This window comes from Brachybacterium endophyticum, assembly GCF_003130585.1.
GTDB lineage: Bacteria > Actinomycetota > Actinomycetes > Actinomycetales > Dermabacteraceae > Brachybacterium > Brachybacterium endophyticum.
On the sequence record NZ_QFKX01000008.1, the window covers coordinates 1 to 14887 of the forward strand.

Sequence of the window (14887 nt, forward strand, 5' to 3'; positions counted from 1 at the left end):
GTCTCCCGGGCGCTCGAGCGCAGCGGCGCCCACGTGGTGGACGTCGTGCCCGACGACCTGCCGCAGGCCGTGGCCGATCAGAGCCGAGCAGCCCACCCGCGCACTGCCCACCTCCGACCGGGAGGCCCCGCCCTCCCGCGGGGTCCGCCACCACGAGGGAGGTGCCGGCGGCAGCATCCCCGTCGGCAGCGCCTCGGCCGGTCGCGCCACCGGCAGCGGCCGGACCGCTCGCGGCGGCGCCGCGGGCGGCGGCTCGGACACCCCTCCGCCCACGGATCCCACCGGGCCCTCCGGTCCCCGCGGGCCCCGTCGGCGCTCCCGTGTCCCGCGACCCGCACGGCTCGGGGCGACGCTGATCGCCCTCGTGCTGATCGTGGTGATCGGCTGGGGCGCGGGCCTCGCCCTGTGGGCGGACTCGCGCATCCACCACGTCGACGCGCTCTCGGAGGCGTCCGACACCGCCGGGACGACGTACCTGATCGCCGGCTCCGACGCCCGCGGCGGCAAGAGCGTGAAGGACGACGGCACCACCGGCGGCCGCGCCGACACCATGATGCTGCTGCACCGCGCCCCCAACGGGAAGTCCTACCTGGTCTCCCTCCCGCGCGACACGCTCGTCGACATCCCCGGGAAGGGCAAGTACAAGCTCAACGCCGCCTACTCCATGGGCGGACCGAAGCTCCTGGTCCAGACGGTCGAGAAGTTCACCGGTCTGAGCGTCGACCACTACGTGGAGGTCGGGTTCGACGGCGTCACCGACACCGTCGACGCGGTCGACCACGTGAACCTGTGCATCGACAAGGACGTGGACGACGAGAAGTCGGGTCTGAAGATGACCAAGGGCTGCCACGACGTGGGCGGCGAGCAGGCCCTCGCCTTCGTCCGCGCCCGCTACTTCGATCCCACGGCCGACATCGGCCGGCAGCAGCGCCAGCAGCAGTTCGTCGGGGCCCTCATGGACCGCGCCACCTCCCCCGCCGTGCTGCTGAACCCGTTCGCCCAGGCGAAGCTCGCCGGCGCCGGCTCGGGTGCGCTGCTGACCGACGACCACACCGGCCTGGTGGACCTGGGCCGGGCGGGTCTGACGATGCGGCGCTCGATGAAGGACGAGACCAACCTCTCGATCCCGATCGTCAGCGAGAACTTCCAGACCCAGAACTCCGGGGTCGCGATCCAGACCGACGAGGACCAGGTCCACTCCTTCTTCGACGCGATCGGCAAGGGGACCGCGACCAAGGACTCCGGCGGGTCCTCGTCCTCCTGAGGAGGCGGCCCGGCCTCAGCGGAAGAGCATGTCGATGATGATGTTCACCGAGTTCAGCATCGACTGGCCCTTCCCGCGCGAGTAGTCGGTGTACAGGATGTGCACCGGGTGCTCGCGCACGCTGAGGCGCTGGCGGCCGATCTCGTCGACGATCTCCGAGGCGTGCGCCATCCGGTTCTGCTCGATCACCAGGCGCGCACAGGCGTCGCGGCCGATCACCCGCAGCCCGTTGTGGGCGTCCGTGAGCTTCACGCCGCTGGTCAGGTTCGTGTACAACACGGCGGAGCGCAGCACGAGGCGCTTGACGAGACCCGGGCGGGTGCGTTCGTCCAGGAAACGCGACCCGAGCACGACGTCGACCCCCTCCGCCTCGCGCAGCGCGATCATCGAGGCGGCGTCCTCGACCCGATGCTGACCGTCCGCATCGAACGTGACGATCTGGCGCATCTCCGGATCACGCAGCGCGTAGTCCATGCCGGTCTTCAGGGCCGCGCCCTGGCCCATGTTGAAGGGATGTCGCACCACCGCCGCACCGGCCGCGGCCGCGATCGCGGCCGAGCCGTCCCGGCTGCCGTCGTCGACGCACACCACCAGCGGGTACCGCGTGCGCAGATCGCGCACCACGTCGCCGATCACGGCGGCCTCGTTGAACAGGGGGATCACGAACCACGTCGACGCGGACCCCGGGGCACGCTGCTCGGGCCTCTGCGAGGGCTGGTGCACTGCATCCCTCCTGGGGCGGACGGGGCCGGCGGTGAGCGCGCCGTCGCCGTGCGCTCAGGGCCAGGAGGATACCCTGTCCACCGGGTCGCGCAGCGCACCCCGACCCCCGCCACCACGCACTCACACGCGCCCGTCCACGGGAGGAAGCAGGTACCGGTGAACACTGCCGTCGTCGCTCTGGGGAAGATCGGGCTGCCGTTGGCCGTCCAGTTCGCGGAGGCCGGGAACCAGGTCGTCGGGGTGGACGTGAACCCCCGTCAGGTCGAGGCGATCAACGCCGCCCGCGAGCCGTTCCCCGGGGAGGCGCAGCTGGCCGAGAAGCTCACCGAGCTGGTGCCGACCGGGCGCCTGCGCGCGACCACCGAGTACGCCGAGGCGATCCCCCAGGCCGACACGGTCGTGCTGGTGGTCCCCCTGTTCGTGGACGAGGAGACCAGCGAGCCGGACTTCGGCTGGATGGACGACGCGACCCGGTCCCTGGCCGAGCACCTCACCCCCGGCACGACCGTCGTCTACGAGACCACGCTGCCGGTGGGGACCCTGCGGGATCGCTTCACCCCGATGATCGAGGAGATCTCCGGGCTGCAGGAGTCGAAGGACTTCTTCATGGTGTTCTCCCCGGAGCGGGTGCTGACCGGTCGGGTGTTCGCCGACCTGCGCCGCTACCCCAAGCTGATCGGAGCGATCGGCGAGGAGGGCACGCGGCGGGCGCGGGAGTTCTACGAGTCGGTGCTGACCTTCGATGCGCGGCCGGACCTCCCCCGCGAGAACGGGGTGTGGGACCTGGGCTCGCCGGAGGCGGCGGAGCTCGCCAAGCTCGCCGAGACCACCTACCGGGACGTCAACATCGCACTCGCGAACGAGTTCGCCCTCTTCGCCCAGGACAACGGCATCGACGTCTACAAGGTCATCGAGGCCAGCAACTCCCAGCCCTACTCACACATCCACCAGCCGGGCATCGCGGTGGGCGGGCACTGCATCCCCGTGTACCCGCGCCTGTACCTCTCGACCGATCCGCACGCGGAGACGGTGCGGACCGCGCGGGCGCTGAACGCCTCGGTGCCCGGCCGTCTGGTGCAGCGGGCCGAGGAGCTGCTGGGCTCCCTCTCGGGACTGCGGGCGGTGGTGCTGGGCGCCTCGTACCGCGCGGGGGTGAAGGAGACCGCGTTCTCCGGGGTCTTCCCCGTGGTCGCCGAGCTGGAGGAGCGCGGCGCGCAGGTCAGCGTGCAGGATCCCTTCTACACGGACGAGGAGCTGTCCGGGTACGGCTGGGCCGCATGGCACCAGGGGGACCCCGCGGACCTCGTGATCGTCCAGACCAACCATCCCGAGTACCGCGAATTCGCGCCCGCGGACGTCCCGGGGGTGCGACTGCTGATCGACGGCCGCGACATCACCGACGCGGACGCCTGGCAGGGCACGCCCCGGCTCGTCCTGGGCGACGGCTCCACCTCGACCCACCGCGCGGCAGCGGAGGACTGACATGGTCGGGGTGGTGGGCTCGACCCTGGTCATCCAGATCCTGCTGATCCTCGGCATCCTGGGGATCACCTTCTGGCTGTTCCGCACCCGCGGTGCCCGCCAGCTCGCCGTGCGGCGACTGCTGATCATGGGCTTCGCCGTGTTCGCCGTGGCCGCGGTCGCCTTCCCGCGCCTGCTCACCCGCCTCGCGCACCTGGTGGGCGTCGGCCGCGGAGCCGACCTGCTGCTGTACGCGACGGTGATCGTCCTGCTGGGGCTGATCGCCCTGCAGGAGGTGCGCGCGAAGAACGAGGAGAAGCGCATCACCCATCTCGCCCGCCGCATCGCCCTGGACGAGGCCGAGTCGCCGCAGGCGTACCGAGAGCGGACCGACCGCAGCGCATGACCGACCTCCTGCTGCTGATCCTCGCCGGCGGCGTGGTGCTCGCCGCCGCCCTGGTCCCCGGTTTCCTGGCCGTGCGCGTGCTGGGCGGCGGTCGCCTGCTCGCCCTCGCCCTGGCGCCCTCGCTCGGCGCGGCGATCGCCGGGGTGGGCGCCGTGATCGCGGGCACGGTCGGGGTCCCGTGGTCGCTGGCCACCTTCGGGGTGCTCGCGGCCCTGATGATCGCGATCGGGTACCTCGCGCGCCGCCTCGGCATGCGTCTGCCCGCGACGGTGCTCGACGTCGAGCCCACGCCCCAGGGTCCCTCGGGCGGGCGTCGCGTCCCCGGCGCTCCCTGGTGGATCGCGGGCGCGGCCCTGGTGGCGCTGGTCCCGATCGCCTACGCCGCCGGCGGCGCCGACCGCGTCCTGGAGCGCTGGGACACGCTCTACCACCTCTCCGCCCTGGAGCGGATCCGGGAGACGCACGACGCCTCCTCCCTGGTGATCGGGACGGTCGCGAGCACGACGGGATCACCGAACCCCTACCCCGGCGGGTTCCACGCCCTCGCCTCCCTGGTGCCGATGGTGCCGATCCCCGTGGTGCTGAACGCCGCCTGCCTGGTGCTCGCCGTGGTGCCCTGGGTGACGGGGATGGCCCTGCTGGCCCGCGCCCTGTGGCCCGAGGTCGCCTGGGGGCCGTTCGCCGCGAGCGTCACCGGTCTGCTCGCCCCCGCCGCGCCCTGGGACGAGTGGATCCACCTCTCGGCCATCCCCAACATGGTCGGCTTCGCGATGCTGCCCGGGGTGACCGCGGCGATCGTCGCCCTGTGGGGTGCCCTGCTGCGGGAGGTGACCGGCGCGGCGCCGGGGAGCGGCACCGACGTCGGTGCGGCCGCCGGCGCAGGCACGGCGAGTGCGGGAGGGCCCGCGCGGCGTCATCTCGCCTCGGTGCTGGCCCTCCTCGGCGCCGGTCTGGGACTGGCGCTGATGCACCCGAACGTCGCGGTGAGTGCGCTGTGGCTGATCGCGGCGCTGAGCGCCGTCACCGCGCTCCCCCATCTGCGCTCCCGTCCACTGCTCGCCGCCGTGCCGATCGCGGCCCTGGTGCCGGTCGCGCTGCTCACCTGGACGCCGCTCGCCTCCGTCGTCACCGGGTTCGCGGGTGGTCTCCAGGTCCCGTGGTGGTCCGGTGTCGGAGAGCTCCTGCTCGGACTGCTCACCGTGTGGCCGATGGCCCTCGGGGTCGTGCTCGCCCTGCTGTGGTGGCCCGGGCTGGTCGCCTCCTGGCGCAGCCCGCAGCGCTGGCTGGTGGTGGCCTGGGTGGTGATGGGCGCGCTGTACCTCGATGCCGCCGTGGACTCCCCCCTGAACCTCTCGACCCTCTTCTACCGCGGTCAGGACCGCCTGGCCATGCCCGTCACGATGCTCACCTGCGTGCTGGTGATCCCTGGTCTGCGCGCCTGGTCGCGGGTGCTCTCCCCGCACCGCGAGGCCGTGCCGCGGTGGGTGGTCACCGCCCTCGCGCTGCTCGCCGTGGTCGCCGCCGCCAGCTCGGTGCCCACCCGCATCGGCAACGCCCAGCAGAACCTCGCCTGGACCTCCGAGGGACGCGGCCGCTTCCTCCAGCAGGACGAGGTCGAGGCGTGGGCGAGGGCGGCCCCCGGGATGGACCATTCCAAGAAGGTGCTCGCGAGCCCGTTCTCGGGGGCCTCCCACATGTACGCGATCCACGGCCAGCAGGCGTACTTCCCGGTGGCGGGGATGGCCCTGACCCAGCAGGACCGCTCCCTGCTCTACTCCCTGGCCGGGACCGACGGCGCCGTGCCGCTCGCGACGCAGTGCGGGATGCTCGCCGACGCGGACGTCGGCTACATCTACAAGGAGTACGAGACCTACTCGTGGTCCTCGACCTTCGACCTCGTCAATCGCGCCGATCCCGCTCTGGGCCACGTCGTCTTCCGCACGGACCATTCGGAACTGATCGAGGTGGACTGCTCCGCGTGAGCGCTCAGCCCCGACGCACCACCTCGAGGACGGCGGAGGCCGCCTTCTGCGCGGCACCTTGCAGGGATGCGTTCTGGAACGTCCACGCTCGCAGGTGGTCGGTCTCCGGTGCGCCCTCGCCGTCCAGGGCACCGAGCATCGCGCGGGCGACGGCTCCCGGCTCGTAGGCGCTCGCCCAGCCCAGGCCCTCGCCCTGCACCCGCTCGGAGGCGGCCCCCTCACCGGCATGGATCACCGGCGTCCCCGACGCGGTCGCGGCGTAGATCTTGGTGGGGAGGGCGAACTCGTAGCCGAGGCCCGGGGTGATCGAGCTGAGCCCGGCGACGGCGCCGCGCAGCATCCGCGACATCTCGGCGGGGGCCAGCCGTCCACGGAACTCGATGCCCTCGATGCCCTCGGCCTCGACGGTCGCCGCCAGAGCCTCCTTGCCGCTGCCCTCGCTGAAGAACAGCAGGCGGACCCCGGGGCGCTCGGCGCGCACCCGGGCGAAGGCCTCGACGAAGACGTCGGCCCCCTGCCACTCGGAGACCGTGCCGCCGTAGACGAAGTAGGGCCCCAGCTCCGTCTCCTCCTCGGGCCCGGGCCCGTCGGGCGTGAAGACGTCCGTGTCGATGCCGTTGCCGACCATCCGCAGCGAGGGACGGCGGCCGATCAGCGCGGCGACCCTGTCGTCCACCCCCGTCGAGATCGTGAGCACCCTCGCGGCGCGCTTCCAGGTGGTGGTCTCCATCCACCGCACCGCGGCGCGGACCGGGGCCGGCACACCCTGGACGCTCTCGGTCGCATCCGACCAGACGTCGGCCGCGTAGAACACGGTGGGGACGCCGCGCAGCACGCCCAGGACCGTCGCGACGATGCCGGTGGTCGGCGGCGGCTCGGCGACGATCACGTCGGGCCGGCGCCGCAACAGCAGACGCAGTGCGAGGGGCACGTCGAAGCTCATGTAGCTGAGGTAGCCGCGCACCTGCTGCTGGTGGTCGCGCTTGACGGGGAACCGGGAGACGGACCGCACCCGGTCCCTCCCCGCGACCCCGCGCGGAGGGCGCGTGGTCAGCACGGTGACCTCGGCGCCGGTCTCCTCGAGCGCGCGCACCAGGGCCTCGTTGCGGAAGGCGGCCGCGACCGCCTCGGGGGTGAAGACGCGGCTGGCGAGGACCACGTGGGGCCGGCGGCTCATCGGCTGCGCTCGCGCAGGGCGTCGATCACGCGCTCGGAGGCGTGCCCGTCGCCGTAGTGCTCGGAGCGGCGGGCGATCGGTCGTGGTCGCTCGAGGGCCGCTGCGATGCCGCTCGGGTCGGGCACCAGCTGGTTCCAGCCGTCCGCGAGGGTCTCCACCCATTCGGTCTCGGTGCGCACGGTCACGCACGGTGCTCCCAGCAAGTAGGCCTCCTTCTGGAGTCCGCCGGAATCGGTGACCACGGCGCGGGAACGGCGGACGGCGGCGACGAGATCGGGGTACGCGAGCGGATCGCCCACGTGCACCGACCCTCGTTCGAGCGTGATCCCGGCCTCCTGGGCCTTCGCGACCAGGCGCGGATGCGCGAACAGGGCGACGGGCAGCGGCGCCTGCTGCAGGGAGGCGAGGAGCGCGGCGAGCCGCTCGGGGTCGTCGGTGTTGTCGGCGCGGTGGATGGTGGCGACCGCGTAGTCCTCGGCGGGGTCGATGCCCGCCGGAAGCATCGGCGTCCGGTCTGCGACGGCATCGGCCACGCGCAGGCAGACGTCGGTCATCACGTCCCCGACCACCAGGGTGCGGGTCTCGAGCCCCTCGTCGGCCAGGTGACCGCGGGCGACCTCGGTGGGGGCCAGCAGCAGATCGGCTGCGTGGTCGGTGAGCACGCGGTTGTGCTCCTCGGGCATGCGCCGGTTGAAGGAGCGCAGGCCCGCCTCGAGGTGGGCGACCTTCACGTGCATCTTCACCGCGGCGAGGGTGCCGGCGAGGGTGGAGTTGGTGTCGCCGTAGACGAGCACCCAGTCGGGCCGGTGGGTCTCGAGGACCTCGTCCAGCGCCGTCAGCATCGCGCCGGTCTGGCGGCCGTGGCTGCCCGAGCCCGCGCCGAGGTTCACGTCGGGCGCGGGGATGCGCAGATCGGCGAAGAAGACGTCGCTCATCGCCGCGTCGTAGTGCTGCCCGGTGTGGACGATGACGTGCTCGACGTCCTCGTACTGCGCGGCGGCGTCGGCGACCGCGGCGAGCTTGACGAACTGGGGGCGCGCGCCCACCACCGACAGGATCTTCATGGGGCGCGTCCTCCTGGAGGGCTCGGGGCATGTGCGCAGGTACAGTGTGCCCGACCCACCCTCCTCGTCCCAGGAGCGCCATGCCCGAGCCTGCCCCCGCCCCGCGCGTCGCGGTGCTCGTGCACAACGACGCCGCGAACGACTCGCGGGTCCTCAAGGAGTCCGCGTCACTGCGCGGCGCCGGGATGCGCGTGCGGATCATCGCCGTCGAGCGGCGGCTGAAGGGACACGCGGCCGGGATCACGGAGCTGGCCGAGCACCTGGACCTCCAGCGCGTCCCCGAGTTCGCTCTCGAACGGATCGCACCGCGGCTCACCCGGCTGACGCGGCGTCCTGCCGGCGACGGGACGCCGGCGCCGGCCCCCGCCGCCGGGGGCGGTGCCGATCGACCTGTCCCTCCCCCGTCGCGGATCCGCGACGTGGCCGTGCGGACGGGCATGCGGATCGCCGCGGACCTCGGTCGGCGCGCCTACCGCACGGTCGAGCTGGGCACCTGGTGGTGGCGCTCGGCCCGGGCCGGGCACGCCTTCGCGCCCCAGGTCGTGCACGCCAACGACACCAATGCCCTGGTGCCGGCCCTCGCGATCCAGCTGCTGGGCAGGCAGGCAGGGCGCGACGTGCGCCTGGTCCTGGATTCCCACGAGCTGTGGCGCCACCGCAACGTGCCCGAGCACAGGCTGCTCGCCCCGCTCCTGGACGCCCTCGTCGAGCATCTGGCCGTGCCCCGGGCCGACGCCGTCATGACGGTCTCCCCCTCGATCGCCGCCTGGCTGCAGCGCACCTACGCACTGCCGGAGCCGCCGGTCCTGGTGCGCAACGTTCCGGTCGCCGGTCCCGTCCCGGAGCGCTCCCAGGGGGTTCTGCGCGAGCGGGCGGGGCTCTCGTCGTCGGACCGGGTGATCGCCTACGGCGGACGGATCACGACCTCCCGCGGGATCGAGGAGACCCTCGCCGCACTCCCCCATCTCCCGCCCGACGTGCACCTGGTGCTGCTGGGCTACGGCGAGGAGGACTACCTCGCCCGCGTGCAAGAGGCCGCGCGTGCCGCCGGGGTCACAGGTCGCCTGCACCTGGTGGGTGCGGTCGCCCCCGACCAGGTCTCGACGGCGCTGGCCGACGGCGACGTCGCCGTCGTGCACGTGCAGCCGGTGTGCCTGTCCTACCGCTACGCGCTGCCCAACAAGCTGTTCGAGTCGATCCGGGCGGGCCTGCCGATCGCCGCGGCCGACCTGCCGGACATGCGGGCCGTCGTCGAGGAGCTCGGCGTGGGCGAGGTCTTCGCGAGCGAGGACCCGCGCGAGCTCGCCGCCGCCCTGCTGCGGATCCTCGAGCACCCCGAGACCTACCGCGCGCGCGCCCGCGCCGTCGCCCCCGAGCTGACCTGGGAGCACGAGGCCGAGCGGATGCTCGAGGCCTATCGACGGGCGATGGCCGGCACCCGAGGGACGGAGGATCCGGCATGAGGGCGACGCTGGTGACCACCTGGTTCCCGACCGCGATCGCGCCCTCGCGCGGCTCCTTCGTGGCGCGCGACGCGCTCGCGATCGCCGAGCACGCCGAGGTGCGCCTGGTGCACCTGGTGCCCCCGGCCGACGACGACGGCACCCGGCGCCTGGTCCACGAGGGCATCGACGTGCTGCGGGTCCCGATGGACCCCCGTCGGCCCGACCAGATCCTGCGCGCCTCCCGGACGCTCGCTGCAGCCATGGCGGACGCGGACGTGGTCCACTCGATGGCCTTCTCGACGCTGCTGCCCCTCGCCCTGCGCCGTCCGCGCGCCCCGTGGCTGCATACCGAGCACTGGTCGGCCCTGACCACGCCGGGGACGCTGTCCGCGCCGGCCCGTCTCGCCCTGCCCGCGCTCACACGCCTGCTGGCCGGCCCGGACCGCGCGACGGCGGTCTGCGAGTACCTCGCCGAGCCGCTGCGGCGAGCGCGCGGGCACCGCCCCACCGACGTGGTGCCCTGCGTCGTCGACCCGGGCCCGCTGGTCCCGCGACGCGCCCGGAGCGACCGCACCCTGCGCCTGGTCTCCACCGGCGGGCTCATCGACCGCAAGGACCCGCTGACCGCCGTGCGCACGCTCGCCGTGCTCGCGGCGCGCGGTGTCGACGTGCACCTCGAGTGGCTCGGCGAGGGCCCGCTGCGCGAGCGCACCCTCACCCTGGCCCGCGAGCTGCAGGTCGCACATCGACTCTCCCTGCCGGGGACGGCGAGCCCCGAGGGGGTGCGGGAGGCCCTCGGCCGCGCCGACGTGTTCTTCGGACCCACCCGGGCCGACAACTTCTTCGTCTCGGCCGCCGAGGCGATCGTCGCCGGGCGCCCCGTGGTGCTCGGCGCGACCGGAGGCCAGGGCGAGTACGTCGAGGAGTCCGTGGGCGCGCTGATCGACGCGCAGGACCCGGAGCGGTACGCCACCGCGATCACCGACCTCGACGCCCGCACGCGGGAGCTCAGCAGCGAGCAGATCGCCGCGACCATCGGCGAGCGCTTCTCCTCCCGGGCCGTCGGAGCGGCCTACGCCGCCCAGTACACGCGCCTGCTCGACGAGGCGGAGGGCGAGCGCGCGGAGGGCGAGCGATGAGCACACCCCGTCCGAGCGCACCCGATGCGACCACCGGGCAGAAGCCGGTCGACGTCGTCATCGCCTGCCACACCCCTGAGCGGCCCGTCGGCCGCGCGGTCGCCTCGATCCTCGAGGGCAACGCCGAGCACGCCGACGTGACCGTCGTGGCCCACAACCGCCCCGCCGAGGAGATCCGCGGAGCGATCCGGCCCGAGCACCGCGAGAGCGTGCGGATCCTCGAGCACCGCGACACCCTCCGCTCCGCCTCCGGCCCCTTCAACGCAGGGATGCGGGAGGACGGCGCCCCCTTCGTGGCGATCATGGGCTCGGACGACACCCTCGCCCCCGGTGCGGTGGCCTCGTGGCTCGCCGTGCAGGAGGCCACCGCCGCGGAGTTCGTGATCACCCGCCTCGCCCTCGGGACCGCGGGGCACGGCGTGCCGACACCCGCGGTGCGGATGCTGCGCAGCGGGCGCGTGGACCTGGTGCACGATCGCCTGGCCTACCGCTCGGCGCCGCTGGGGCTGATGAGCCGGGCCATGCTGCGCCGCACCGGCGCGCAACTGGTCGAGGGTGCCACCGTCGGCGGCGACGTCGCCATGGTGACCCGCCTGATGGCGAGCGTGCCCACGGCCTACGACCGCTTCGGCCCGCCCTACGTGATCGGCGAGGACGCCGGCGACCGCGTCACCTACGTGATCCGCCCGATGCGCGAGCAGCTCGGCTTCTTCCCCGACCTGCTCGAGGCCGACTGGTTCGCCGCGCTCCCCTGCCCCGCGCGCCGCGCGATCGGCACCAAGCTGCTGCGCATCCACGTGTTCGGTGCCGTCTTCTACCGCCAGGACGCCCGCATCTGGACCGCGGAGGAGCGCGAGTCCCTCGCCCGGATCACGGCCGACGTGCTCCGCGCAGCACCCGGCTGCGAGCGTCCGCTCTCGCGCGCGGACCGGCGGCTGCTCGATGCCTGCGGGGATCCTGCGATCGACGCCGCCGAGCTGATGACCGCCGCGCGCGACCGCCGCCGACACGGACGGCCCGCGACGCTGTTGCCCCGCGAGATCACCCAGCTGCTCGCCCGCGAGGCACCGCCGCGGTTCATGGCATCGTCGCTCGCCGTGCAGATGCTGCCGCGACTGCGCAGGGGCTGAGGGCCCTCATTCCCCCAGGATCGCCGCGACGGCCTTCTCCCACGTCCGGACCTGCCGTTCGGCGCTGAGCGCGGACGCGGCCGCGTCGGACGCCTGCTTCCACCGGTCGATGGTCTCGTCCGTCAGGCCCGCGATCTGCAGATGCATCGCCGCCGCGTCGGCAGCGGGCAGCACCTCGCCGATCCCGTGCTCGCGCACCAGCTCGGCCATGTCCGGGGAGGGGCCGACGATCACGCCCGTGCGCGCCTGCACGGCCTCGAACAGCTTGTTGGGGAGGGAGTGGGTCAGGTTGAAGGTCGTGTTCGGGAAGACCACGAGGGAGACGTCGTACTCGGCGACGGTGTCCACGAGCTGCGGGTAGGGCACCGGGTCGCGCAGCGCGACACCGGGGACCTCCTCGGCCAGAGCCCTCAGGCGCTCGATGTACCCGGGCTCGCTGGGCATCAGCATGAGGTCGAGCCTCGCGTGCCCCTCGAGTCCGCGCATCGCCTCGATCATCGCCTCGAGGTGGCGGTTGGCGCGGGCGACGCCCGTGTGGAGGAGCCGGATCGGGGCGCCCGTCGGCCGCACGGGCAGGTCCCGCTCGGCGGAGGCGTTGGTGACGACCTCGACCTCGATGCCGAAACGGGCGGAGTACTCGCGGGCGAGCCCCGGGGAGACCGTGGTCGCCGAGGCGACCCGCGGCAGGCACGTGCGGCACAGCCAGCGCTGGTAGGGCGCGACGAACCAGCGCCAGGAGCGCTGGTGCTCCTTCTCGCGGGGCGCGTACTCGTGCAGGTCGGCGTGCACGCCCCGTCGGGGCCGGAGCCAGAGGGCGAGCGGCAGGGTGTTGGTGTCGTTGGCGAGCACCGCGTCCATCGTGCCCACGCGGTCGGCGAGGAGGTCACGGGCGGCGCGGACGGCGCTCATCCCCCAGTAGGCGCCGCGGAAGCGACGGGTGAGCAGGTGCTGCTTGGAGCTGGGCCAGGCGCGCGTGCCCTCGGGGATCTCCACGTGCTCCACGTCCGGGTGCGGGCGCGGCCCGAAGCCGACCGTCGTCACCCGGTACCGCGGGGCGAAGAGGTCGATCTGCCGCTGCACCCGCGGATCGCTCTCCAGACGGGAGAAGGACAGGATCAGCAGCCTGCTCATCGCTCGCCCACTCCCTGCTCCCCCGTCTCCTGCTGCGCGTCCGAGCGCTGCACGCCGCCTCCGAGACCTGCGAGCGCCGCCTGCTCGGCGAAGGCGGGCACGGCCGCGACGACCTCCTGGAAGCTGCCCTGGGCGAGCACCTGGCCCTCCTGCATGTAGAACACGACGTCGCAGTGCTGGATGGTCGCCAGGCGGTGGGCGATGGTGATGGTGGTGACCTGCTCGCCGAGCTCGCGGATGCCCGCAGTGACGGCTGCCTCGGTGGCGGTGTCCAGCGCGCTCGTTGCCTCGTCGAGCACGAGCACGCGGGGTTCGGCGTACAGGCCGCGGGCGATGCCGAGCCGCTGGCGCTGACCGCCGGAGAGGGTCGTGCCCCGCTCGCCGACGCGGCCGTGGATCCCCTCGGGTCTCTCCTCGATGACCTCCAGCAGCTGGGCGCGCTGCAGGGCCTCGCGCACCCGGTCCTCGTCCACGTCCGCGGGATCCCACGTGAGCGCCACGTTCTCCCCCACGGAGACGTCGAACAGGGCGACCTCCTGGGGGACGTAGCCGACCTGGGAGCGCCACTGCCGCATGACGGTGGTGATGTCCTGGCCGCCCACCAGGATCCGGCCGCGGCTCGGCGCCAGCAGGCCCAGCAGCAGGTCGACCATCGTGGACTTCCCGGCCCCGGAGGTCCCCACGAAGGCGACCGAGGACCCCGCCGGGATCCGCAGGGAGACGTCCCGGACGGCGGGCTCCTCGCGGCTGGGGTAGACGAAGGAGACGTCCTCGAGGACGATGTCGCGCCGCTCGTCGGCCCCGAGCTGCGCGGAGTCGGGGCTCTCGGTGCGGGTGACGGCCTCGCGGGCCTGCTCGATGTCGTCGATGATGTAGTCGGAGAACGCGGCGTTGGTGAGGATGCGGTTCTGGGTGGACTGGAAGCGGGTCAGCGAGGGCACCAGACGGAAGCCCGCGACGCCGAACAGCGCGACCGAGGACAGGGCGCCCTGCGGCCCGCCCGAGAGGTAGCCGACCCCGCCGACGACGACGAAGCCGCCCACCAGCCCCGCCTCGAGCACGAAGCGCGGCATCTGGTTGTAGTACTGGGCGAAGGCGCGGGTCTGGGAGGCCAGATCGCGGCGGTCGGCGACGATCTGCTCGACCTGCTTCTCGTTCCCCTTCAGGGTGATCTCCTTGAGGGAGGAGAGCACCTCGCCGAGCAGGCGCACCACGCGGATCGAGTTGTCGCGGTTCACGGCGCCGTTCCTCACCGCCAGCGGCGAGATCACGCGGGACATGACCAGGGCGACCAGGCCCAGGTAGAGCGTGGTCGCGAGCGCGAGCTTCCAGTCCATGACGAACAGGCCCACGGTGATCACCGCGATCGTCGCGAACTCGCTGACCACGGTCATCGACGGCATCAGGACGTTGGCGACGACGGCCGCGACGCCCGAGTCGACCATCCGGATGATCTCCTGGCTGGAGCGGGAGGTGCGGTCGACCCAGGGGGCCGACATGTAGGAGCGGAACAGCATCTGGCCGATGGCGACCTCGTGCTTGGCGAAGCGTTTGGTGGCCTCCCGGATCGCCAGCAGGTTCAGCGCGCTCTTGACGATGGTGAGGACGACGAAGACGCCGACCAGAGCGACGATCTGCCCGAAGCCCACGAAGCGCCAGTGCACGATCGGGATCGTCACCACGTCCTTGCCGCCGATCAGTCCCTGCAGGGCGACGGCCATAGCGCCGAGGGCGACCACGTCCAGTAGCGCGAGCAGGCTCATGATGATCGCGAAGGTCCACAGGAACCGGCGGGCGTCCCGCGGGAGAACGGACAGCGTGCGCAGCACGGTCTGGACGGTGCGCTTCACAGGGGCCTTCCTTCGAGGGTGGTGCGATCACGACCGGGTCCGACGTCGGCCGACGGGACCTCGGCGCGGGATGCGCACGGTGCGCTCACGCTACCGTGCCGAGCCCCGCAGAACG

Annotated in this window: 12 protein-coding genes; 7 read left to right on the forward strand and 5 right to left on the reverse strand. The window is 73.1% G+C overall.

Annotation, left to right across the window (positions count from 1 at the left end; all coding sequences use genetic code 11):
- A partial coding sequence (locus DEO23_RS15190) for an LCP family protein (protein ID WP_240613444.1) occupies positions 1-1264 on the forward strand: 1264 nt, incomplete at its 5' end.
- Between the two features lie 15 nt (positions 1265-1279).
- On the opposite strand, the gene DEO23_RS15195 is transcribed toward DEO23_RS15190, so the two are convergent.
- Positions 1280-1987, reverse strand: coding sequence for a glycosyltransferase family 2 protein (locus DEO23_RS15195; RefSeq protein WP_109276881.1), 708 nt, complete (start codon positions 1985-1987; stop codon positions 1280-1282).
- 156 nt (positions 1988-2143) lie between these two features.
- On the opposite strand from DEO23_RS15195, the gene DEO23_RS15200 reads away from it, so the two are divergent.
- From DEO23_RS15200 to DEO23_RS15210, 3 genes are read left to right on the forward strand one after another with little or no spacing between them, the layout of a single operon-like run.
- Positions 2144-3469 (forward strand): nucleotide sugar dehydrogenase, encoded by a 1326-nt coding sequence (locus DEO23_RS15200; protein ID WP_109276882.1) that lies wholly within the window; start codon positions 2144-2146, stop codon positions 3467-3469.
- 1 nt (position 3470) lies between these two features.
- Positions 3471-3854 (forward strand): DUF2304 domain-containing protein, encoded by a 384-nt coding sequence (locus DEO23_RS15205; protein WP_109276883.1) that lies wholly within the window; start codon positions 3471-3473, stop codon positions 3852-3854.
- The gene (locus tag DEO23_RS15210; protein WP_109276884.1) at positions 3851-5836 is read left to right on the forward strand and encodes a DUF6541 family protein; all 1986 of its coding nucleotides are present in this window, start codon (positions 3851-3853) and stop codon (positions 5834-5836) included. The genes DEO23_RS15205 and DEO23_RS15210 overlap by 4 nt, the downstream gene beginning before the upstream one ends.
- 4 nt (positions 5837-5840) lie before the next feature.
- On the opposite strand, the gene DEO23_RS15215 is transcribed toward DEO23_RS15210, so the two are convergent.
- Positions 5841-7013 (reverse strand): glycosyltransferase family 4 protein, encoded by a 1173-nt coding sequence (locus DEO23_RS15215; RefSeq protein ID WP_109276885.1) that lies wholly within the window; start codon positions 7011-7013, stop codon positions 5841-5843.
- Entirely contained in the window at positions 7010-8077 is a 1068-nt protein-coding gene (wecB, locus tag DEO23_RS15220; protein WP_109276886.1) for a non-hydrolyzing UDP-N-acetylglucosamine 2-epimerase, read from the reverse strand. The genes DEO23_RS15215 and wecB overlap by 4 nt, the downstream gene beginning before the upstream one ends.
- An 80-nt stretch (positions 8078-8157) precedes the next feature.
- Here wecB and DEO23_RS15225 point away from each other — a divergent pair, with 80 nt between their 5' ends.
- The 3 genes from DEO23_RS15225 to DEO23_RS15235 are packed head-to-tail and all read left to right on the forward strand — an operon-like array spanning position 8158 to position 11791.
- Complete coding sequence (locus DEO23_RS15225; protein ID WP_165831876.1) at positions 8158-9540, forward strand: glycosyltransferase family 4 protein; 1383 nt, start codon at positions 8158-8160, stop codon at positions 9538-9540.
- Positions 9537-10661, forward strand: coding sequence for a glycosyltransferase family 4 protein (locus DEO23_RS15230; protein ID WP_109276888.1), 1125 nt, complete (start codon positions 9537-9539; stop codon positions 10659-10661). The genes DEO23_RS15225 and DEO23_RS15230 overlap by 4 nt, the downstream gene beginning before the upstream one ends.
- Positions 10658-11791 (forward strand): glycosyl transferase, encoded by a 1134-nt coding sequence (locus DEO23_RS15235; protein ID WP_109276889.1) that lies wholly within the window; start codon positions 10658-10660, stop codon positions 11789-11791. Before DEO23_RS15230 ends, DEO23_RS15235 begins: the two co-directional genes overlap by 4 nt.
- A 6-nt stretch (positions 11792-11797) precedes the next feature.
- Here DEO23_RS15235 and DEO23_RS15240 read toward each other — a convergent pair whose 3' ends face one another.
- Both DEO23_RS15240 and DEO23_RS15245 read right to left on the reverse strand, forming a co-directional pair.
- Positions 11798-12922: a glycosyltransferase family protein gene (locus tag DEO23_RS15240; RefSeq protein WP_109276890.1), complete on the reverse strand. Its 1125-nt coding sequence runs from the start codon at positions 12920-12922 to the stop codon at positions 11798-11800.
- On the reverse strand, positions 12919-14772 hold the full coding sequence (locus DEO23_RS15245; protein ID WP_109276891.1) for an ABC transporter ATP-binding protein: 1854 nt from the start codon (positions 14770-14772) through the stop codon (positions 12919-12921). Before DEO23_RS15245 ends, DEO23_RS15240 begins: the two co-directional genes overlap by 4 nt.
- Positions 14773-14887: the final 115 nt, after the last annotated feature.

Excerpts from the sequence above, each read along its gene's own strand:
- DEO23_RS15230 (WP_109276888.1), top strand. The coding sequence starts at position 9,537 with ATGAGGGCGACGCTGGTGACCACCTGGTTCCCGACCGCGATCGCGCCC.
- DEO23_RS15225 (WP_165831876.1), top strand. The coding sequence starts at position 8,158 with ATGCCCGAGCCTGCCCCCGCCCCGCGCGTCGCGGTGCTCGTGCACAAC.
- DEO23_RS15235 (WP_109276889.1), top strand. The coding sequence starts at position 10,658 with ATGAGCACACCCCGTCCGAGCGCACCCGATGCGACCACCGGGCAGAAG.
- wecB (WP_109276886.1), bottom strand. The coding sequence starts at position 8,077 with ATGAAGATCCTGTCGGTGGTGGGCGCGCGCCCCCAGTTCGTCAAGCTC.
- DEO23_RS15215 (WP_109276885.1), bottom strand. The coding sequence starts at position 7,013 with ATGAGCCGCCGGCCCCACGTGGTCCTCGCCAGCCGCGTCTTCACCCCC.
- DEO23_RS15205 (WP_109276883.1), top strand. The coding sequence starts at position 3,471 with ATGGTCGGGGTGGTGGGCTCGACCCTGGTCATCCAGATCCTGCTGATC.
- DEO23_RS15240 (WP_109276890.1), bottom strand. The coding sequence starts at position 12,922 with ATGAGCAGGCTGCTGATCCTGTCCTTCTCCCGTCTGGAGAGCGATCCG.
- DEO23_RS15210 (WP_109276884.1), top strand. The coding sequence starts at position 3,851 with ATGACCGACCTCCTGCTGCTGATCCTCGCCGGCGGCGTGGTGCTCGCC.